The sequence below is a fragment of the Archangium violaceum Cb vi76 genome, from assembly GCF_000733295.1.
In the GTDB taxonomy this organism is placed as follows: Bacteria; Myxococcota; Myxococcia; order Myxococcales; family Myxococcaceae; genus Archangium; species Archangium violaceum.
Map to the genome: position 1 here is coordinate 1 of NZ_JPMI01000052.1, position 22314 is coordinate 22314.

At 70.2% G+C, this 22314-nt stretch carries 12 protein-coding genes; 7 read left to right on the forward strand and 5 right to left on the reverse strand.

The features are described from left to right. Positions 1–51 precede the first annotated feature (51 nt). The 3 genes from Q664_RS08725 to Q664_RS08735 form a co-directional block, all read right to left on the reverse strand. Positions 52–2157, reverse strand: a complete 2106-nt coding sequence (locus Q664_RS08725; RefSeq protein WP_063934672.1) for a sensor histidine kinase — start codon at positions 2155–2157, stop codon at positions 52–54. An 82-nt stretch (positions 2158–2239) separates the two neighbouring features. Beyond that, positions 2240–5071, reverse strand: a complete 2832-nt coding sequence (locus Q664_RS60680) for a PAS domain-containing protein (RefSeq protein WP_052517860.1) — start codon at positions 5069–5071, stop codon at positions 2240–2242. 82 nt (positions 5072–5153) lie between these two features. Beyond that, positions 5154–5381, reverse strand: a complete 228-nt coding sequence (locus Q664_RS08735) for a hypothetical protein (RefSeq protein WP_043392106.1) — start codon at positions 5379–5381, stop codon at positions 5154–5156. A gap of 441 nt (positions 5382–5822) precedes the next feature. Here Q664_RS08735 and Q664_RS51795 point away from each other — a divergent pair, with 441 nt between their 5' ends. Continuing rightward, the gene (locus Q664_RS51795; RefSeq protein ID WP_052517861.1) at positions 5823–8243 is read left to right on the forward strand and encodes a PAS domain S-box protein; all 2421 of its coding nucleotides are present in this window, start codon (positions 5823–5825) and stop codon (positions 8241–8243) included. Here the strand turns inward: Q664_RS51795 and Q664_RS51800 are convergent. Then, on the reverse strand, positions 8226–10550 hold the full coding sequence (locus tag Q664_RS51800) for a PAS domain-containing protein (RefSeq protein ID WP_052517862.1): 2325 nt from the start codon (positions 10548–10550) through the stop codon (positions 8226–8228). The genes Q664_RS51795 and Q664_RS51800 overlap by 18 nt on opposite strands. A 146-nt stretch (positions 10551–10696) precedes the next feature. Continuing rightward, positions 10697–12280 carry an ArnT family glycosyltransferase gene (locus tag Q664_RS08750; RefSeq protein ID WP_084609641.1) on the reverse strand — a complete coding sequence of 528 codons (1584 nt, stop codon included), beginning with the start codon at positions 12278–12280 and terminating at the stop codon, positions 10697–10699. Between the two features lie 194 nt (positions 12281–12474). Between Q664_RS08750 and Q664_RS08755 the strand changes: the two genes are divergently transcribed. The 6 genes from Q664_RS08755 to Q664_RS08780 all read left to right on the forward strand — a co-directional run bounded on the left by Q664_RS08755 (position 12475) and on the right by Q664_RS08780 (position 22310). After that, positions 12475–13335: a tetratricopeptide repeat protein gene (locus Q664_RS08755; protein ID WP_043392111.1), complete on the forward strand. Its 861-nt coding sequence runs from the start codon at positions 12475–12477 to the stop codon at positions 13333–13335. A 179-nt stretch (positions 13336–13514) separates the two neighbouring features. Then, the gene (locus Q664_RS08760; RefSeq protein ID WP_052517863.1) at positions 13515–17153 is read left to right on the forward strand and encodes a PAS domain-containing protein; all 3639 of its coding nucleotides are present in this window, start codon (positions 13515–13517) and stop codon (positions 17151–17153) included. Positions 17154–17225: 72 nt separating this feature from the next. Further along, a complete protein-coding gene (locus tag Q664_RS08765; RefSeq protein WP_052517864.1) occupies positions 17226–17984 on the forward strand; it encodes an ABC transporter ATP-binding protein in 759 nt (252 codons plus the stop codon). Beyond that, entirely contained in the window at positions 17984–18781 is a 798-nt protein-coding gene (locus tag Q664_RS08770; protein ID WP_043392114.1) for an ABC transporter permease, read from the forward strand. The genes Q664_RS08765 and Q664_RS08770 overlap by 1 nt, the downstream gene beginning before the upstream one ends. Before the next feature lie 334 nt (positions 18782–19115). After that, positions 19116–21182 carry a PrkA family serine protein kinase gene (locus tag Q664_RS08775; protein WP_043392116.1) on the forward strand — a complete coding sequence of 689 codons (2067 nt, stop codon included), beginning with the start codon at positions 19116–19118 and terminating at the stop codon, positions 21180–21182. Between the two features lie 18 nt (positions 21183–21200). Further along, positions 21201–22310 carry a DUF444 family protein gene (locus Q664_RS08780; protein ID WP_043392118.1) on the forward strand — a complete coding sequence of 370 codons (1110 nt, stop codon included), beginning with the start codon at positions 21201–21203 and terminating at the stop codon, positions 22308–22310. Positions 22311–22314 lie beyond the last annotated feature (4 nt).

Consider the following 22314-nt stretch of genomic DNA (forward strand, 5'->3'; position numbering starts at 1 on the left):
CTTCCCTCTGTACGACGTGGCCGCAGCGCGGAGACGCGCAGGGGACGACCCTCACCCCCCGCCCTCTCCCAGAGGGAGAGGGAGCATGCTCAGCACGGTCCCGGCGGACTCCCGCGCTCGCTGGCCGTGGCGCGGCAACCGCACGATGAAGGTGGTGCCCTCACCCTCGCTGGAGCGCACCTCCACGGAGCCCCCATGGGCCCGGGCGATCTCCCGCACGATGAAGAGGCCCAACCCCAGCCCCGAGGTCGGATGGGCATCCCCCTCCACCGCCCGCCGGAAGGGCTCGAAGATGCCCGCCAGCAGCTCCCGCGGAATGGGCGCTCCCTCGTTGTGAACCTCCAGGCGCAACATGTCGCCCTCGTCGTGGAGCGAGAAGTCCACCGGCGTGTCCGCCGGGCTGTAGTCCAATGCGTTCTTGCCCAGGTTTCCCAGCAACTGCGCCAGCCGATCCGGGTCCCACGCGCCCAGGAGATCCCCCTCCGCGTGCAACCGCAGCTCGCGGCCGGGGAAGCCGATCTCCAGCTCCTCCAGCACATGGCGGGAGAGGTGCCGGAGGTTGACGCGCTGGAGTTGGATGGGAATGCCGCCCCCCAACCGCCCCCGCGTGAAGTCGAGCAGCTCGCCAATCATCCGCCCCATGCGCTCACCACTGGTGACGATGCGGCGCACCATCTTCGTGTGGCTGGCCGGAATGCCCTCGGTGCGCAGCAGCGCGTTGGCCGACAGCAGGATGGCGTTGAGCGGGTTGCGCAGGTCATGCGAGACCACGCCCAGGAAGCGCTCGCGGAACTCCGCCGTCCGGCGCAGCCGCTCCTCCTGCTTCTTGCGCTCGGTGATGTCCACCAGGAATCCACCCACCCCGAGCACCTGCCCGTCCCGCGTACGCACCGGGAAGTAGTCCCCCAGCCAGTGGTGCGGCACGCCCGGCTCCGTGGCTGGGGGAGTGCTGAACTCCTGGCCCCGCAGTGGCTCGCCCGTCTCCAACACCCGCCGCAGCAGGGGCTCCACGAGCGACCCCCTGTCGGGAATCACCTCGGCCAGCGTCCGTCCCACATGGGCTTCCACGGGCACGCCATTGGCGGCGGCCAACGCCTCGTTGACGCGCAGGTAGCGCAGCTCCGTGTCCATCAAGGCCAGGCCCGCCGGCACGGAGGCCAGCAGCGAATCCAGCAGCGCGAGTGTCTCGGCCTGCTTCCGCTCCACTTCCCGCTGCCGCGCGGCCAGCTGCGCCTGGACGATGAGGGTGGTGACCCGGCTCACCATGGCCCGGAAGAGCAGCTTGTCCTCGTTGGAGAACTCGAAGGTGGTGCGGCTGCCCATGTGCGCCACGCCGATGACCTCTCCCGCGTACAACAGGGGCACGCCATAGAGAGCGCGCGTCCCCCGGGAGTGGATGGCCTCGCTCCTCACCAGCGGATCCGTCGCCGCGGAGCGCACCTCGCGAGGACACCGCTCGGCGGCGATTGTCCCGGAGAAGCCCTCGCCCACCCGCAGGGTGAAGCCGGAGGCCACCTCCTCCTCCAACCCCACCGAGGCGCGCACCCGGAGCACGTCTCCCTCGCGCAACAGCAGGATGACGGAGTCCACCGCCTCCGTGGTCTCCAGGATGACGCGCAGCAGCTTCGGCAGGAAGGTGTCCGCGTCCTCCGTCCCCAGCGCCGCCTCGGAGATGCGGTCGAGCGCCACCAGCGTGCGCTCCCGGGCCCGCGCGTAGCGCGAAACGGCCGCGGCCACGGCCTCGTCGAAGGTCCGGTTGAAGCGCACCACTTCCTGCATCGCCACCGCCAGCGACCCCGCGCCCCCCGCCTCCACGTGTTGGGCGTAGAGCTGGAGGATGCAGCCCCGCAGCAGCGCGTACTCCCCGGCCACCTCGTCCAGGTCGAAGCCCGAGTCCAACCGCTCCAGGGCGTGCACCTCCGGCAGGCCCTCGAGCGACTCGTCTCCGCCCGTGCGCACCGTCTCCACCACCTGGGCGATTCGATCCAGCAGGTCTGGCAGGTGATCCAACAACCGGGGCCGCGAGAGTTCCCGGGCATAGGGAAGCCGGCGCACGGTGCGCTCCCACTCCTGGAGGAGGTTGGCACGGTTCTCCCGAATGAAGCTTCCGAGCTCCCACCGTTCCTGTAGCGCCCCAAGGGCTTCGTTCTTGCTCATGCGAAGAACAGCAACCCCCGTCACGTCACGGATTTGACGGGCCGCTTCCGGGCCCCCGCTCCCCCGCCCGCACACCGGGGGCTCAGTGCAGCGCCCGGTCCGGAGCCGGCGTGCCCGGGCTGTACCGGGGCAGCCGCACGGTGAAGGTGGTGCCCCGGCCCTCGCTGGAGCGCACCTCCACGGAGCCTCCATGGGCCCGGGCGATCTCCCGCACGATGAAGAGGCCCAGCCCCAACCCCGAGGTCGGGTGGGCGTCTCCCCTCACCGCCCGCCGGAAGGGCTCGAAGATGCCCGCCAGCAGCTCCCGCGGAATGGGCGGCCCCTCGTTGTGTACCTCCAGGCGCAGGGTGTCGCCCTCGTCGTGGAGCGAGAAGTCCACGGGCGTGTCCGCCGGGCTGTAGTCCAGTGCGTTCTTGCCCAGGTTGCCCAGCAACTGCGCCAGGCGGTCCGGGTCCCACGCTCCCTGGAAGTCTCCCTGCGCGCGCAGCCGCAGCTCGCGATCCAGGTGGACGGCCTCCAGTTCCTCCAGCACGTGCCGGCAGAGGAGGCGGAGGTTGGCCGGCCGGGGCGTGATGGGGATGCCCCCACCCAGCCGCCCCCGCGTGAAGTCGAGCAGCTCGCCAATCATCCGCACCATGCGCTCGGTGCTGGTGGTGATGCGGCGCACGGCCTTCAGGTGCTGCTTCATCACGCAATCCGAGCGCATCAGCGCATTGGCGGCCAGGAGGATGGCGTTGAGTGGATTGCGCAGGTCATGCGAGACGATGCCCAGGAAGCGCTCGCGGAACTCCGCCGCCCGGTGCAGCTCCTCCTCCTTGCGCCGGGCCTCGGTGACGTCCATCACCACCACGCCCAGGCCCATCACCCTCCCCTCCGGCGCACGCACCGGGAAGTAGTCCGACACCCAGTGGTGGATGACCCCCGGATCATGGGCGGCCGCGCCCCGGCTCTCGAGCCCCCTCAGCGGCTCCCCCGTCTCCAGCACCCGCCGCAGCAGCGGCTCCGACCAGGGGGCATACTCCGGCAGCACCTCGGACACCGCCCGTCCCACGTGGGCCTCCACGGACAGGCCATTGGCCCGGGCCAGGGCCTCGTTGATGTGCACATAGCGCAGCTCCGTGTCGAGCAGGGCCAGACCCACGGGCGCGGCGGCCACCAGCGCGTCCAGCTGCGCCATCCGCTCCTCGGCCCCCTTGCGCTCGGTGATGTCCACCACCACCGAGCCCACCATGGACACCTGACCCCGCCGGTTCCACACCGGGTAGTAGCTCACCAGCCAGTGCCCCAGGTTCCCCGCGAGGCCGGGCGTGGTGCCCGACACCTCGAGGTCCAACAGCGGCTCCCCCGTGTCGAGCACGTGTCGGCAGAGCGGCTCCACGATGGGCGCCAGTTCCGGAACCACCTCGCGCATCGTGCGCCCCAGCGTGCTCCCCACCGGGAGGCCATTGATGGCGGCGAGCGCGTGGTTGATGCGGACATAACGCAGCTCCTCGTCCACGAAGGACAGGCCCACGGGTGCGGTGGCCAGCACCGTGTCGAGCAGGGCCAGCGCCTCGGCGGTCTCCACCTCGCGCATCAGCCGCTCCGTCTCGTCGCGAGCGGAGAGCACCGCCCCGGCGAGCGAGCCGTCCGGCCGGCGGATGGGCAGGGCACTGCCGCTGAGCGTGCGCACCGAGCCATCCGGCCGGCGCACCACCCAGTGGGCTCCCATCACCGGCGCTCCCCTCAGGGCGCGGGTCAGGGGCGTCTCCTCCCACGACAGGGGACGGCCCTCCACGGTGAGCAGGGTGGACGCCAGGGACCCCTCGAGGGCCGTCACCTCCTCGCGGCGTACTCCATGCAGCCGCTCGGCCTCGGCGTTGAAGAGCCGCACCTGCCCCCGCTCGTCCGCCATGATGATGGCGTCCCCACTCTGCTCGATGACCATGCGCAACAGTTGCCTGCGGGACTCCGCCTCCTCGCGCGCCGCGCGCTCGCTGGCGACGAGCCGGGCCTGGACGAGGAGGCCCGTGGCCCGCGTCACCATGGTCCGGAAGAGCAGCTTGTCCTCGTGGGAGAACTCGAAGGCCGTGCGGCTGCCCATGTGCGCCACCCCCAACACCTCGCCGTTCCGCAACAGCGGCACACCGTAGAGGGCGCGAATCCCATGGTCCCGCGGCACCTGGCCCTTCACCAGCGGATCCGTCGACGCGGAGCGCACCTCCCGCGGGCGCCGCTCAGCGGCGATCGTCCCGGAGAAGCCCTCGCCCACCCGCAGGGTGAAACCGGAAGACACCAGCTCCTCCAGCCCCACCGAGGCGCGCACCCGGAGCATGTCCCCCTCCCGCAGCAGCAGCGTGACGGTGTCCACCGACTCCGTGGTCTCCAGGATGACGCGCAGCAGCCTCGGCAGGAAGGTGTCCAGCGCCTCCGTCCCCAGCGCCGCCTCGGACAGCCGGTCCAACGCCACCAGCGTCCGCGTGCGCGCCCGGGCATACCGCGAGATGGAGGTGGTCACGGCCTCGTCGAACGTGCGGTTGAAGTACACCACCTCGTGCAGCATCACGTCCGGCGCCCAGGCCCCCATCGCCCCGACGTGCCCGGCGTAGAGCTCGAGGACGCAGGCCCGCAGCAGCGCGTACTCCTGGGCCACCTGCTCCACGTCCAGGCCCGCGTTCAACCGCTCCAGCGCGTGCTCCTCGGGGAATCCGCCGAGCGTCTTCTCCTCCCCGGTGTGGACCGTCTCCACCACCTCGGCCACCCGCTCCAGGAACTCGGGCAGATGATCGATCAACCGGGGGCGGGAGAAGTCCTGGAGCACCGGGAGCAGGCGGACCTCGCGCTCCCACAGCTCCAGGATGCGGGAGGTGTTCTCCCGGATGAAGTCACAGAGGCGGACCCGCGCCAGTGCGGTGGAGGCTTCGTGCTCGGCCATACCTCCCAAGAATGCGTCGGCCCACCCCGCCATGTTCGTCAGCGGGCTCCTCGAGCACCCGCTCCCACGCCTGCCGGGCCGCCTACACGCCCTGTGTCGAGCGGAGCGCGATCTCCCTCAGCGTGAGGCGCTTGCGCGACGGGTCCACCTCATAGAGCGCGATGTGGTTCTCCAGCAGGATGGAGCGCGTCTCGACGGGCCGGACGTACTTCTGGGGCAGCGGGACGGGCGTCTCCGGCCTCATCCGGGCCGCCACCGATTCCAGCTCCTCGCGGAGGCGCTGGTACGTCTCCAGGGGCAGATGGGCCATCTGCCTCCAGGCGTTGGGACTCACTTCCACGGTGTATCGAGAGAGACTTTCGGGTCTACGCATTCCGGGCCCGCTTGGAGCAGGAATCGCGCCAATCCCCCTGTCTGTCATCTTCAACACTTATTCCAGGGGTCGAACGTCAGGCTGAAGTCCTTACAGGCCCAAACCGGTAAAACCTTCAGTCCGTTGCGGATGGAAGGGATGGGCCCGGGCCACCGGGAAACCGTGGGACAGCCTGCTCCTTCCGAGGGGAGGCCAGCCCCTGGTGCGCGCCGGAAGCCCCCTGGATATGTCCCTTGAAGGACGGCACTTCGCCTCCCCGCGCTTGTCTGGGAACCCGGCCGGTGGCACGCATGAGCCGGACACTCGAATTCCTCCCATGAGCCCACCTTCCACCCGCACCGTCGAGGATTCACCCAGGGACGGACAGGGGGCGCCGTCGTGAACTTCGATCCGCACACCTCGGAGTCCCCGCCGCCCACCCTGGCGGATCTGCTGGAGAGCCGGCACGAGGACATCATCCAACGGTGGACGGGGCGCCTGCGCGAGGGGCTCGCCCCCACGCAGCGGACACAGGCCGAGCTGGAGGATCACATCGGCGAGTACCTGTGGGAGATGGCCCGGGTGCTGCGCCGGCAGACGGCCGCCGGGGCCGAGCCGCTCCCGGAGTGGCTGCCCGTGGCGCGCGAGCACGGGAGCCAGCGGCTGCGCATCGGCTTCGACGTGCAGTCGCTGGTGCGCGAGTACCACGTGCTGCGCGAGAGCATCCTGGACCTGGTGGAGGAAACGGGCGTGCGCGTCACCCTGGGGGAGGTGCGGGCGCTGAGCGCCTTCATCACCACCGGCATCGCCGAGGGTGTGGACGAGTACCTGCGTCAGCGCGACGCCGTCCAGCGCCTGAGCGAGGAGCGGCTCCGGGCGATGCTGGACCAGGCGCCCGCCGCCATCTTCGCCAAGGACGCCGAGGGCCGTTACCTCTATGGCAACCGCTACCAGCAGCGGCTCGTGGGCCGCCCGCTCGGGGAGATATTGGGCCGGGACGACGCCGCGCTCTTCCCCCGGCCGCTGGCGGAGGCCCTGCGGCTCCACGACGCCCAGGTGCTCGAGGGCCACACCCGCACCTTCGAGGAGGTGATCGAGTTCGACACGGGCCCGCGCACGTACCTGTCCACGAAGTTCCCCCTGCCCGGGGGCGAGGGGCTTCCCACGGCGCTCGGAGGCATCTCCGTGGACATCACCGCGCGCAAGCAGGCCGAGCAGGCCCTGCGCGAGAGCGAGGAGCGCTTCCGCCTGCTGGTGGAGGGCGTGGAGGACTACGCCGTCTACCTGCTGGACACCGAGGGGCGAATCCTCAGCTGGAACACGGGCGCCGAGCGCATCATGGGCTACACGCAGCGGGAGGTGCTCGGCCGGCACATCGCCCTCTTCCATCCCCCCGAGGAGCTGAACACCGGGCAGCCCGACCAGTGCCTCCGGACGGCGGTCACCCGGGGCCACTGCCGGATGGAGGGGCAGCGCGTGCGCAAGGACGGCAGCCGCTTCTGGGCGGAGTTCGTCGTCACCGCGCTGCGCGACGAGGCCGGCGTGCTGCGCGGCTTCTCCCAGTTCACCCGCGACATCGCCCGGCGCAAGCGCGCCGAGCAGGCTCAGTCCTTCTTCCTCGAGGCCGGCACCCTGCTGTCGCAGTCGCTCGACGTGGCCAACACCCTGAGGAAGATCACCTCCCTGGCCGTGCGGCACCTGTGCGACTACTGCATGGTGGATCTGCTGGGAGAGGACGGACAGCTGCACCGGCTGGAGCTCGCGGCACGCGACCCCGCGGCGCAGGCCCTCATCGAACGGGCGCGGCCCTACCCTCCCCTGATGGGAAGCGGCAGCCCCGTGAGCCGGGCCCTGGAGAATGGCGAGGCCCTGGCGGTGCCGGAGCTCACCCCCGCGTGGCTGGATGCCTCGGCCCGGAACACGGAGCACCGGGCCATCCTGGAGGCGCTCGGCCCGAAGTCCGTGGCCCTCGTTCCCCTGGTGGCCCGCGGGCGCAGGCTCGGCATCATCAACCTCGCCTGGACCCGGTCCCACACCGTGGGCGGTTTCGCCGAGGACCTGGAGGTGGCCAGGGGCCTGGCGGACCGCGCGGCCGTGGCCATCGACAACGCGCAACTCTACCAACAGGCGCAGGAGGCCGTCCGCGTGCGCGAGGACGTGGTGGCCATCGTCAGCCACGATCTGCGCAACCCCCTCAACGCCATCTCCCTGTCGGCCACCCTGCTCGAGCGCGAGGCCGTCAACGAGCGCACCACGCGGACGGCCCGCCGCATCACCGAGGCGGCGGAGCGGGCCAGCGGGATGATCCGCGACCTGCTCGACTTCACCCAGGCGCGCGTGGGGGGAGGCATTCCCATCCACCCGCGGCCCCTGGACTTCCACGAGCACGTGCGGCGCGTGGTGGAGGAGGTGCGGCTGGCGTGGCCCGGGCGCCGCATCGACTTCCAGGCCAGCGGAGAGGGCCAGGGCGAGGCGGATGAAGGCCGGCTGGCCCAGGTCGTCACCAACCTGGTGGGCAACGCCCTGCAGCACAGCCCTCCGGGCACGCCCGTGAGGGTGTCCACCCGGGGCGTGGACTCGAGCCTCCTGATGGAGGTGCACAACGAGGGCCCCGCCATCACCGCCGAGCTGCTGCCCATGCTCTTCGAGCCCTACCGGCGGGGGGCGGAGGCGGGCCCGGGCCGGGGCAGCCTGGGCCTGGGCCTCTACATCACCCGGCAGATCGTCCTCGGGCACGGAGGCAGCGTGGACGTGCGCTCCAGCCCGGAGGACGGCACCACCTTCACGGTGCGCCTGCCCCGCTCACGGCCCCCGGCCTGAGGACTCCGGCGGCAGGGCCCGCGAGAACAGCCGCGCGCGCTCGAGCGCCTGGGAGCACAGCTGCGCCAGGGCGATGAGGAAGTCCCGCTCCTCCGCGGAGAAGTGCCGCCGGTCCGCGAAGGACAGCCACAGGCACCCCAGGGAGTGCTCCCCGGCGAGCAGCGGCAGCCCGACGCGCGCCTCGTAGGCCCCCGCCAGGTTGGCGAGCTGGGGGTAGTGCGCCAACAACGCCTCGGTGGAGGAGTACCAGCGCGCCTCCCCCGCGAGCGCCACGTCCAGTGGGGGCGCTGGCGTCCCCGCGGGCAGGTAGCTCTGGGTGCGGACGACCTCCTCGGAGTAGCCCTGGAGGTGGAGGGCGCGCAGGCCGCCCTCGGGCTCGCGCACGTAGATGATGCCCGCGTGCGTGCCCGCGGACTCGAGGCCCGCGACGAGGATGGCGCGTGCCACCTGCTCTGGAGTCGCCGCCCGGGAGAGCGCCGCCGCCACCGCCTGGAGCCGGGAGGCACGCCCCTGGGCCCCGCGCGCCTCGCCGTACAGCAGTGCGTTGTCCACCGCGAGCCCCGCCCGCCGCGCCAGCTCCTGGACGAGCGGCAGCTCCTTCTCGCTGAACCGCCGGCCGCTCTCGGCCTGGACGAGGGTGAGCGCCCCCAGCACCCGTCCGCGCGACAGCAGGGGCACGCACAGCGAGGACTTGAAGCCCAGCGTGCGCCCCAGGCTCAGGTGCTCCTCGCTTCGCGACAGCGAGGGCAGCAGCTCGTCCGGCATGTGCTTCAGCAGGAGGGGCTCGCCCGTGCGCAGCACCTGGCCGATTCCGCCATGGGAGGTGTCGAGGGGCCAGCGGCGGGCGATCTCGAAGGCGAGCGCCGCCTTCTCCGGCTCGCAATGGTCCGCGGCCACCCGCTCCACGGTGCCCGCCTCGGAGAGGAGATCCACCGCCGCCCAGTCCGCCAGACGCGGCACGACCAGCTCCGTCAACTTGCGCAGGACGGTGCGATCCTCCAGCGAGGAGAGCACCTCACTGGCCTCGGCGAGCAGCCGGAAGCGGCCCTCGCTCTCGCGCAGCGCCTGCTCGCGGGTGCGCGCCTCCGTCACGTCGCGGGCCACGGCGAGCACGGAGCGCACCTCACCGTGCGCGTCCCGCTCGGGCACCACGTGCGCCTCGAAGGAGCGGGGCCCGGACGGCGTGGGGAAGACGAACTCGAGCGAGGTGCTCCGCCCCGCGAACGCCTCGGCGAAGGCCCCTTCCCAGTCGGACATCTTCTCCGCCGGCATGCCGAGCTCGGCCATGGTGCTGCCCGGGAAGCGCTCCGGTGGCAGCCCCAGGGTGCGCTCGACGACGGGGTTGACGTAGAGCAGCCGGTGCTGGCGGTCGAAGCGGGCCACCATGTCGGGGATGTTCCCGGCCAGCCCGCGGAACTCGGCCTCGCGCTGGCGCAGCTCCACCTCGGTGAGCTCGAGCTTGCGGCGCGCTCGCACCTGCTCCGTCACCTCCACCGCGTGGGTGAGCAACCACTCCACCTCGCCGTGCTCGTCCCGGAGCGGCTGGTAGACGAGGTCGAAGAAGGCCTCCTCCACGCGGCCCCTCCCCCGCCGGTCGATCATCACCGGGAACTCCCGGCCCACGAAGGACTCGCCGGTGCGCATGGCGCGCCGCAGCGCCTCCATCACCGGCTGCGAGAGGAGCTCGGGCAGCACCTCGCGCAGCGGCCGGCCCACGGGGATGGAACGGCCCGCCACCTTCTCGTAGAGCGGGTTGGCGAACTCGAAGATGAAGTCCGGCCCCCGGGTGAGGGCGATGGCCGCGGGCGTCTGCATCAGCAGGCTCAGCAGGCGCATACGCTCCGTCTCCGCCTTCTCCCGCTCCGCCTGCAGCTTGAGCCGCTCGCGGTGCAGGTACAGCTCGACGAACACCTCCACCTTGGCCCGCAGCACCTGCGGATCGAACGGCTTGAAGAGGAAGTCCACCGCCCCCAGGGCGTAGCCGCGCGAGGTGAAGGCCACGTCCTCCGTCAGCCCCGAGAGGAAGATGATGGGCGTGCGGTGCGAGCGCTCGCGCTGGCGCATGAGGCGCGCCACCTCGAAGCCGTCGATGTCCGGCAGGTGCACGTCCAGCAGCACGAGGGCGCAGTCCAGCCCCAGCAACAGCCGCAGGGCCTCCTGGCCCGAGGACGCCTTGACGAGGCGCTGCCCCAACGGCACCAGCAGCGCCTCGAGCGCCACGAGCTGGTTGGGGCTGTCGTCGACGATGAGGATGCTCGCTTGATCCGTGGCGGGGGGAGCCCCGGAGAGCGGTGCGGCGGACTTCATGGCCTGGGAGCCTGTCGAGGGTGTGTCACGAGCTGGGGGTGTCTTGTGGACCCGGCGTCCAGGGTTGTCTCATGGAGCCGAGGGCCCCGGCCAGGGCTTCCTCGGCTCTGTCATCTGGAGAACCCTGGGGAAAAGGGCTCGCGGGCTCAGCGGCGGCGGTAGACGTGCAGGGGCGCGGAGAAGCCGTCCTGCTCCTCGTAGGCCACGCCGTCGAGCGTCAGCGTGCGGCCCTCGAGCTTCACGCCCGGATCTCGCGCCAGCGCGCCATTGTCGAAGCGCACGAGGTACTCCGGGTTGGCCAGGCGCAGGTGCTTGCGGAAGGTCTCCCAGCGCACGCGGGCCAGCCGCTCATCCGGCAGTCCGGAGAAGAAGGCGAGCTGGAGGTCCATGTAGCTCGGGTCCTGATCCACCACGGCCGCGCCGCCCTTGGGGGCCACCTCCTCCTCGAGGAAGCGGGCCACCTGCATGAGGGGCACGGGGTTGGTGGAGGTGGGGCTCACCGGGCGGAGGCTGTCCTGCCAGCGGCCATCGGCGCGGAAGGTGTAGAGGCCCATGGCCAGGGGCACGGCCACCGCCAGCACCGCGCACACGGCGGCCACGGCCCTGCGGGCTCCGGCGCCGCGCACCAGCTCGAGGCCCGGCACGACGAAGGGCAGCAGCACCGCCAGCTCCGTCACCGTGAAGCGGCCCAGGGGCTGGAAGTCGAGCAGCACCACGGCGCGGAAGGTGAAGTACGCGGTGGGCACCAGCGCGGCGAGCACCAGCCAGCGCGTGTCCGGGCGCTCCCGCCACGAGCGCCACATGCCCGCCATGCCCAGCAGCGCCACGCCCGGCGACAGCGTCAGCAGCGCCACGCCCGGCCAGAAGCCCAGGTTCTCCAGCCGGTAGCGCCACGCCCCCACCCGGGCCACGCCCTCGCGCGTCCAGTCCGCGTGGAACTGCTCCACCGCGTGGATGGGGAAGAAGGGATCTCCATGCGCCATCTCGTTGCCCTGCATCCACAGCAGCGGGAAGGGCAGGCACAGCAGGCCGAAGCCCACCGCGCGCGTGATGGCGGCCACCCGGTCCTCGCCCCAGAAGAGCAGCGCCAGGGACAGGAGCGGCATGAACATCCACGCGTCGTAGCGCGTGGCGCATGCCAGGTTGAGCACCAGGGCCGCCCCGAAGAAGGGCCCCAGGCGGTTGTCGTCCAGCCCCTCGGCGATGAGCGCGAACACCCACAGCATGAAGAAGAGCGACATGGCCTCGCTGGCCGCCGTCGTGGACATCTGCAGGTGCATGCCCCAGACGGAGAAGGCCAGGCAGGCCCCCACCGCGGCACGCCAGTCGAAGAGGCGCCGGGTGAGCGAGAAGAGCGGCACCACCGACAGCACCCCGAAGAGCAGGCTCACCAGCCGGCCCGCGAGCGCCTTGTCCTCCACCACCTTCAGCGCGGCCCCCACCACGTACAGGTGCAGCGGCCCGAACTGGTACGCCCCATCCCCATACGAGGTGATGAGGTGCGGCTCATTCGCCCAGCGCTCGGCCAGCTCCGTGCGCGCCACCGCGTCGCCGTAGTAGTTCTCGTTGAAGGGCATCAACACCAGACGCGGCAGCAGCGCCGCGGCCAGCAGCAACAGCAGCAGCAGCCGGGTACTCGGCTCCGGGGCCACGTCGGGCACCGCGGAGAGGAGGGGGGTGGCGCCCGAGGGGCGTGGGGGGGCGGCGGGAACGGACGAAGCGGACGGCATGAGGGCGCGCAGAATACGCAGGCCCGGCCCAAAGCCAAGCGACCATCCCCTCGCCCCGGGTCTTTTCACACCCGCCCCCTGGGTTGTCTGGTGGACAGGCGGACGTGTAGCCTGCGCCGGCCCGCATCCCGGCGGGCGTCCCAAAGGGGGAATCACCCGACATGTTGTCTTCTCGTTCTTTGCGTCACGTCGTGATGGCGTTGGCGGCCAGCCTGGCGGTGGGCTGCGCGCCGAGTCTGAAGGTCAATGTTCTCCAGCCGGCCCGGGTCAACCTGGGTGCCTCCAAGCGGCTGACGGTGGTGCAGACCGAGGGCCGCAAGGGCGCCCGGGACTTCGTCGTCGACGAGCTCACCCGCCAGGCCCGCACCGGCGGCCACTTCCAGGTGACGGACCGCTCCGACGAGGGCATCGTCGTGAAGGTGGCCGGCCGTTCCGTGCAGATCCTCAGCACCGGCAGTGGCCCGGCGCAGAGCCAGGATGAGATTGGCATCCGCATCGACGTCAACGACTGGGACGCCGAGAAGAAGACCGAGACCGTCAAGGACACGGACAGCAAGGGCAACACCACCGAGCGCGAGGTGAAGTTCTACGAGGCGAAGACGGTGGTGAGCGTCACCGCCTTCAACGCCGCGGGCAAGGCGCTGCTGGCCGAGGAGGAGTACGAGATGGTCGGCCGTGGCGAGGACAAGGACACCGCCATCGGCGCCGCGGCCCGCGCGCTGGTGGGCCGCATCCTCTATGACATCACGCCCACGTACGTGACCAAGTACATCCGCATGGACGGCGACGACAAGGCGCAGAAGCCCATCATCGAGGTGGCGGAGAAGGGCAATGTGCCCCAGGCCATCACCGAGATGGAGTCCTACGTGCAGACCAACCCGCAGAACCCGGCGGCGCTCTACAACCTCGCGGTGCTGCTCGACGCCTCGGGCAAGTACCAGGAGGCGCTGGACCTGTACACCAAGGCCATCTCCCTGTCGGCCAAGGACTACTACGTGGACATGAAGGCCGAGTGCGCCAGGCGCCTGGCCAATCAGCAGGCCCTGGCGCAGTAATCCGCCGCGGCGCCGACGCACCCACCGGGCCGTCCCCAGGGCACGATGTCCTGGAGGCGGCCCGGTTGTCGTTTGGACCGGGTTCATGTGTTACCGACCCGACGCGAACGCATGCTCCTTCGTACATGATCCGAGGTACAGGCCGCCCTTGGGGTAAGCGTCTCCGAAGGCCGCCTGAAATGGATCCCTCCCCCCCGAGCACACCCTCCCCCAGGCGCGCACACCGGCTTCCCCTGCCGGTGATCGCCGGGCTGCTCGCGGCCGCGCTCGCGGTGTTCCTCATCGCCGCCCTGTTCCTGCGCTCCACCCGGCAGCTCGCCGGGAGCTCGGGCCGCGTGACGCACACACTGGACGTCATCAACGAGGCGGAGCTGCTGCTGTCGTTGATGAAGGACGCGGAGACGGGCGAGCGGGGCTACCTCCTCACCCGCGAGCGGCACTTCCTCGCCCCCTACGAGGAAGCCCGGAGCCACATCCAGCCCTCGCTGGAGCGCCTGCGCGCCCTCACCGCGGACGAGCCCCCTCAGCAGCGGCGGCTGGAGGCGATGGAGGCGCTCATCCAACACAAGCTCGCGCTGATCGAACAGACGGTGCGGCTCGAACAGGAGGCCCAGTCCGCCGCGCTCCAGCCCGTTCAACCCGGCGAGGGCAAGCGGCTCATGGATGCGCTGCGCGTGCTCGGGCGGGAGCTGCGCGAGGAGGCCGAGGGGCGTCTGCAGCGGGAGAACGCCCGGCTCGCGGAGGTCTCGCGGAGCGCGGACGTCCTCGTGCTCTCGGGCAGTGGCTTCCTGCTGGCCTTCATCGGGCTCACCGCCGCCTCCCTGGTGCGCGACGTGCGCTCGCGGGAGCGCGAGGAGGCCGAGCGCGAGGCGGTGCTGGAGCGCGAGCAGGCCGAGCAGGCGCGGGCCGAGGCCGAGCGGCAGCGGGCCCGCTTCCAGGCCATCTTCTCCCAGGTCCCCGCGGCGGTGGGCGTCTACCGGGCGCCGGATCAACTGTGCGAGCTGGCCAACCCGGTCCTCCAGCGGCTCCACGGGGGCCGGGCCCTGCTGGGCCGGACGGCGAGGGAGGCCCACCCCGAGTGCGCGAGCGCCGGCCTCTTGGAGGCCTTCGACGAGGTCTTCCGCACCGGACATCCCCACTCGGCCACCGGGCGCCGGTTGATGCTGGACCGCGACAACAATGGCAAGGGGGTGGAGGGCTACTTCAACTTCACCTACCAGCCCCTGCTGGACGCGAGAGGCCAGGTGGAGGCCGTGCTGCTCTTCGCGGTGGAGGTGACGGAGCAGGTGCGGGCCCGGCAGGCGGCGGAGGAGTCCCTGTCGTACCGCCAGCGGGCGGAGGCCGCGCTGCGCGAGAGCGAGGCCCACCTGCGCCGGACGCTGAAGGCCGCCGAGGTGGGAGCCTGGGAGTTCGACCTGGACAACCAGCGCATGATGTGGACCCCCAACGTCGGGGCCATGTTCGGCATGGCGCCCGGCACCTTCATGGGGACCGCCGAAGCCGCCCTGGCGCTCATCCACCCGGAGGATCGCGAGCGCGTGTCGCGCACGCTGGGACAGACGGCGCACGACCGGAGCGAGAGCGAGCACCGGCTGGAGTACCGCATCCTGCGCGTGGACGGCGGCGTGCGCTGGCAGGAGAGCCGCGGCCGGGTCCTGTTCGACGAGCGGGGACGGCCCACGAAGCTGGCCGGCGTGGTGATGGACATCACCTCGCGCAAGCACGCCGAGCAGCAGCAACGCGAGTCCGAGGCGCGCTTCCGGCTGCTCACCGAGGCGCTCCCCCAGCTCATCTGGGGAACGCGGGCGAACGGGTACACCGAATACTTCAACCCGAGCTGGTTCGAGTACACGGGGCAGACGCAGGAGCTGGCGCAGGGAGACGGCTGGTTCCAGGCCGTCCACCCGGAGGACCTGGGGAACACGCGGACGGTCTGGCGGCGCGCGGTCGCCACGGGCGAGCCCTACTCCGTCGAGTACCGTCTGCGGCGGGCCTCGGACGGCGCGTACCGCTGGTTCATCGCACGGGGCCTGCCCCTGAGGGATGGAGCGGGCCGCATCACGCACTGGTTCGGCACCTGCACGGACATCGATGACCAGAAGCGCGGCGCGGAGACGCTGCGTTTCCTCTCGGAGGCGAGCGCGGCCCTGGCGGCCTCGTTGGACCAGGCGGCCACGCTCAAGCAGGTGGCCCGCCTGGCCGTGCCGGTGCTGGCGGACTGGTGCATGGTGGACCTGATGGGAGAGGACGGCCGCGTCGAGCGCGTCGAGGTGGCCCACGCGGACCCCACCCTGGCGGAGCTGGCGGACCGGTTGCGCCGCTTCCCGCCCGTCCAGAACCCCGAGCACCCCTCCTCCCGGGCCATGCGCCTGGAGCAGACCATCCACGTGGCGGAGGTGACGGGCGCGCTCGAGGAGCAATCGGCCCAGAACGCCGAGCACCTGCGGGCCATCCGGGAGATGAAGTGCCGCTCCCTGACGTCCGTGCCGCTCATGGCGCGGGGACGAACGCTCGGCGTGCTGATGTTCGCGACGACGGAGTCCTCCGGCCGCCGCTACGGGCAGGAAGACGCGCTGCGGATGGAGGAGGTGGCGCGCCGGGTGGCGATGGCGCTCGACAACGCACGGCTCTTCGCCCTGGCCCAGGAGGAGCGCCAGCGCGCCGAGGAGGCCAACCGCCTCAAGGACGACTTCCTGGCCACCGTCAGCCACGAGCTGCGCACGCCCCTCACGGCGATGATCGGCTGGGTGAAGATGTTGCGCACCGGCCGGCTGCCGCCCGACAAGCACGCCAAGGCCCTGGAGACGGTGGACCGCAACACCCAGGCGCAGGCCCAGCTCATCGAGGATCTGCTGGACGTGAGCCGCATCATCTCCGGCAAGCTGCGGATGGAGACGCAGCCGGTGCACCTGGTGGACGTCATCCAGGCGGCGATGGAGTCGGTGCGTCCCGCGGCGGACGCCCGGGGCATCCGGCTCCAGGCGGAGCTCGAGCCGGACGAGGACCTGGTGATGGGGGACTCGAGCCGGCTGCAGCAGGTGGTGTGGAACCTGCTCTCCAACGCGGTGAAGTTCTCCCCGGGGGACAGCCGCGTCCAGGTGCGGCTGCGGCGTTTGGAGTCCTCGGTGGAGGTGACGGTGGCGGACGAGGGCCCGGGGATTCCGGCGGACTTCCTGCCCCACATCTTCGAGCGCTTCCGCCAACTCGAGGGCGGCACCACGCGGCGGCATGGAGGCCTGGGCCTGGGACTCGCCATCGTCCGTCACCTCGTGGAATCACACGGGGGAACGGTGCACGCCGCGAGCGAGGGGCCGGGCCGGGGCGCCACCTTCACGGTCCACCTGCCCCCCGCCCTGCCCCGGCAGGAGCAACCCGAGCGCCCCGCTCCGCCCGCCGACCTTCCCACCCACGCAGTGCTCGCGCGGCGGCGCATCCTCGTGGTGGACGACGAGGAGGACAACCGCGAGGTGTTGAAGGTGATGCTGGAGGAGTACGGGGCGCACGTCGTCACCGCCGCCTCCGCGTCCGAGGCCCTCCGCGCCCTGCGCGAGGAAAGGCCGGATCTGCTCGTCTCGGACATCGGCATGCCGGGCGAGGACGGCTACCGGCTCATCTCCCAGGTGCGCGCGCTCCCGTCCGAGGAGGGCGGCGGAGTGCTGGCGGTGGCTCTCACGGCCTACGCCCGGGTGGAGGATCGCACGCGTGCCCTGACGGCGGGCTTCAACATGCACGTGGCCAAGCCCGTGGAGCCCGCGGAGCTGCTGTCCGTCCTCTCCAGCCTGGTGGTGCTCTCGCAGGGGAGCCAGGAGTCCGGGTGACGCGCGCCCTCCACCCCGTCCAAGCGAGCTCGCGCATTCACCCGGGCGGCGTTTTCGGGTTGAGATGGGGGGATGTCCCCGGAGATAGAAGCCCTCGCGCTGGAGAAGACATACCCACGGCCCTGGTGGCCCCGGGCGCGCTGGCGGGAGGCTCCCCGGACGGCCCTGCGAGGGGTCTCCTTCGAGGTGCGGGCAGGCGAGGTGGTGGCCCTCATCGGCCCCAACGGCGCGGGGAAGAGCACGCTGTTACGCATCCTCTCGGGCCTGCTGCTGCCTGGGGCGGGCACGGCGCGGGTGGCCGGGCGCGACGTGGTGCGCGAGCGCCCCGGGTGCCGCCGCGAGGTGGGCGCCGCGCTCGCGGATGACCGGGGCCTGTCGCCGCGCCTCACCGCGCGCCAGAACCTGCGCTTCTACGCCGCGCTCTACGGCGTGCCCCCGCGCGAGGTGGAGGCGCGCATCGAGGAGCTGGCCGGACTGCTCGAGGCCCGGCGCCTGCTGGAGCGGGAGGTGCGCACGCTCTCCACGGGCGAGAAGGCGCGGGTGGTGCTGACGCGCGCCCTGCTCCACCGGCCGCGGGTGCTGCTGCTGGACGAGGTGACGCGCTCGTTGGACCCGGGGGCCGCGCGCCGGCTGCGCACGCGGCTGTTGACGGACGTGGCCGCACGGGGAGCGGCCGTGCTCTTCGCCAGCCACGACCTGGCCGAGGTGGAGGCCGTGGCGCACCGGGTGCTGCTGCTGGACGGAGGCCGCATCGCCGCCGAGGGCCCCTTCTCCGAGGTGCGGCCCACCGCCGAGGCCGTCTTCGCCGCCGTGCCCCGGGAGGAGGAGTGATGCGCCTGTTGCTCGCCTTCCTGCGGCGCGACCTCCAGATTCTGACGGCCTACCGGCTCAACGCGCTGCTGCTCGTCTCCGGGGGCCTCTTCACCCTCACCCTCTTCTATTTCCTCGCCCGCACGGTGGGCGAGTCCCCGGTGGTGCGCGGCCGCTACGGCACGGACTATTTCTCCTTCGCGCTGGTGGGGCTGGCCACCGCCGCCCTGCTGCGCGCGCTGCAGACGGGCTTTGGCGGCGCGGTCCGCTCGGCGCAGAACGACGGCTCCCTGGAGCCCCTGCTGGGCGCTCCCCTGTCCACCGTGCACGTGGTGACACTCATGGGCGCCTGGCCCGTGGCCAACGCCCTGCTGCGCGCGGTGGGACTGCTCGCCCTGGGCGCGCTCCTCTTCGGCGCCCGGCTCCACCTCCACCCCGTCTCCTTCGTCCTCACCTTGTTGCTGAGCGCCCTCACCTTCTGCGCGCTCGGCCTGTTGTCGGCCGCCTTCGTGCTCGTCTTCAAGCGGGGAGATCCCTTCACCTACGCCCTGGACGCGCTCAGCTACCTCTTCGCCGGGGTCCTCTACCCGACAGACGTGCTGCCCCCCCTGCTGCGCACGATGGGCCGCCTGCTCCCCGCCACCCATGCCCTGCACGGCCTGCGCGAGTCCGCCCTGCGCGGCGCCGGCCCTCGCGAGCTGCTGCCCACCTGGGCCACCCTGTCCCTCTTCTGCCTCATCCTCTGGCCCTTGGCGGCGGGCGCGCTGTCCGCCGCGCGCCGACATGTAGAGCAGGCGGGGACGCTGCCCCACAGTTGAACGTCCAATTTCCACCCTTCCTCTCGTACTGTCGTTCGCCGTGGGCGGAGAAATCGCCTCCCCACCTCCCCGAAAAACCATCCCCCCTTATAATGGAGTGTGCCTTTTCACCCCGTGGAGGCGGGGCCCGCTGCATCGGCGGCGAGCCCTTCCGACACGAGCTGGCCACGCGGTCCCACCCCGCGGCGGGGTCCCGAAAGGGCAGGTCGGACGTTCGTGTCGTCTGGGACCCGTCGTGGGTGGGAATTGGAATGGCCCATTACCCCCCCAGGTTCACTTTTTGGCCCTCCAAAGGCGCGGAATTCCGCGCTCTCGGGTGGCCCAAGGGAGCGTCATGAAGGACGTAGAGAGCAAGGGTTCGTGGATCGCGAAGATCGCCGCGTTGCAAGACGCGAAGACCTACGCGGAGCTCCACTGGGAGGGCTCCTTCGAGGACTACCTCGAGATCGTCCGCAAGAACCCCAAGGTCACCCGCACCGCCTTCCAGAGGATCTACGACATGATCCTCTCCCACGGGAAGACGGAGTACATCGACAACAAGAAGAAGCTCATCCGCTACCACTTCTTCAGTGACGAGAAGTTCGGCGGCCGCGACGCCATCTTCGGTCTGGACGTCCCGCTGATGAAGCTGGTCAACGTCTTCAAGTCCGCCGCCCAGGGCTACGGCACCGAGAAGCGCGTCATCCTCCTGCACGGCCCCGTCGGCTCGTCCAAGTCCACCATCGCCCGCCTCCTCAAGAAGGGCCTGGAGGAGTACTCCAAGACGCCCGAGGGCGCCGCCTACACCTTCTCCTGGCTCACCGACAAGAAGGGCCTGGACGGCACCACCGTCCGCGAGAAGATGAAGTGCCCGATGAACGAGGAGCCGCTCAACCTCATCCCCCGGGAGTGGCGCTCCAAGGTCCTCACCGAGCTGTGCCCTCCGGAGTCCGGCTACACCATCCCGGATGGCAGCGAGCTGTGCCCCGCCTGCCGCTTCGTCTTCAAGGACCTGATGACGCAGTACAAGGGCGACTTCGCCAAGGTCATGGAGCACGTTCGCGTCAACCGCCTCGTCTTCAGCGAGAAGGACCGCGTCGGCATCGGCACCTTCCAGCCCAAGGACGAGAAGAACCAGGACTCCACCGAGCTCACCGGTGACATCAACTACCGGAAGATCGCCGAGTACGGCTCCGACTCCGACCCGCGCGCCTTCAACTTCGACGGCGAGTTCAACATCGCCAACCGCGGCCTCATCGAGTTCGTCGAGGTGCTCAAGCTCGACGTGGCCTTCCTCTACGATCTCCTCGGGGCTTCGCAGGAGCACAAGATCAAGCCCAAGAAGTTCCCCCAGACGGACATCGACGAGGTCATCATCGGGCACACCAACGAGCCCGAGTACAAGAAGCTCGAGAACAACGAGTTCATGGAAGCCTTGCGTGACCGTACGGTGAAGATCGACATCCCGTACATCACCAAGCTGGCCGAGGAGGTGAAGATCTACGAGAAGGACTTCAACTCCCGCGCCATCAAGGGCAAGCACATCGCGCCGCACACGCTGGAGATGGCGGCGATGTGGGCCGTCCTCACGCGCCTGGAGGAGCCCAAGAAGCACAACCTCTCGCTGTTGCAGAAGCTCAAGCTCTACAACGGCAAGACGCTCCCCAACTTCACCGAGGACAACATCAAGGAGCTGCGCAAGGAGGCCATGCGCGAGGGCCTCGAGGGCATCAGCGCCCGCTACATCCAGGACAAGATCTCCAACGCCCTGGTGAGCGACAAGGGAGAGGGCTGCATCAACCCCTTCATGGTGCTCAACGAGCTGGAGGCCGGTCTCAAGGGCCACTCGCTCATCAACAGCGAGGACGCGCGCAAGCGCTTCAAGGAGATGCTCACCTCCGTGAAGCAGGAGTACGAGGACATCGTCAAGAACGAGGTCCAGCGCGCCATCAGCGCCGATGAGGACGCCATCAGCAAGCTGTGCGGCAACTACATCGACAACATCAAGGCCTACACCCAGAAGGAGAAGGTCCGCAACAAGTACACCGGCCTCTACGAGGAGCCGGATGAGCGCCTGATGCGGTCGATCGAAGAGAAGATCGACATCCCGGACAGCCGCAAGGATGACTTCCGCCGGGAGATCATGAACTACATCGGCGCGCTCGCCGTGGAGGGCAAGACCTTCAACTACCGGACCAACGAGCGGCTCCACAAGTCGCTGGAGCTCAAGCTGTTCGAGGATCAGAAGGACAGCATCAAGCTCAAGAATCTCGTCTCCAGCGTGGTGGACAAGGAGACCCAGGAGAAGATCGACCTGGTCAAGGACCGGCTGATGAAGAACTACGGGTACTGCGAGATCTGCTCCACCGACGTGCTGAACTTCGTGGCGAGCATCTTCGCTCGCGGTGACGCCAAGGAGTAGCCACCCAAGGGGGTTGTCGTGTCACTGCGGATCCACCAGGACCACTCACGCTTCAAACAAATCGTCCGCGGGAAGATCAAATCCAACCTGCGCAAGTACGTGCAGAAGGGGGAGATGATCGGCAAGAAGGGGAAGGACACCATCGCCATCCCCATCCCCTTCATCGACATCCCCCACTTCAAGTACGGCCACAAGGAGCAGGGTGGCGTCGGACAGGGAGAGGGTGAGGTGGGTCAGCAGCTGTCCCCGGGCTCCGTCCAGCCCGGGGATGGGCACCAGGCCGGCCAGGGAGAGGGGGACCACTCCCTGGAGGTCGACGTCACGCTCGACGAGCTGGCGCAGATTCTGGGGGAGGAGCTGCAGCTCCCCAACATCGAGCGCCGGCACAACGAGAAGATCGTCACCCAGAAGATCAAGTACACCGGGGTCAACACCACGGGCCCCGAGTCGCTGCGCCACTTCAAACGCACCTACAAGCAGGCCCTGAGGCGGCAGATCGCCATGGGCACGTATGACCCGGCGCGGCCCATCATCATCCCCACGCGCGAGGACCGGCGCTACCGCAGCTACAAGCTGCAGGAGCTGCCGGAGACGAACGCGGTCATCATCTACATGATGGACGTGTCCGGCTCGATGGGTGACGAGCAGAAGGAGATCGTCCGCATCGAGAGCTTCTGGCTCGATACGTGGCTGCGCCACCAGTACAAGGGCCTGGAGGCGCGCTACATCATCCACGACGCCGTGGCGCGCGAGGTGGACCGGGACACCTTCTTCCACACCCGCGAGTCCGGCGGCACGATGATCTCCAGCGCCTACAAGCTGTGCCGGGACATCATCAAGGCGGACTACCCGAAGAGCGCGTGGAACATCTACCCGTTCCACTTCTCGGACGGCGACAACTGGAGCGCGGACGACACGCGCCAGTGCATCGAGATGCTTCGCGAGGACATCCTCCCCAGCGTCAACCAGTTCGCCTACGGCCAGGTGGAGAGTCCCTATGGCAGCGGCCAGTTCATCAAGGACTTGCGCGAGGCCATCGGAGACTCCACCAACGTGGCCTTGAGCGAGATCGCGGACAAGGACGCCATCTACACTTCCATCAAGGATTTCCTCGGCAAGGGCCGCTGACGGC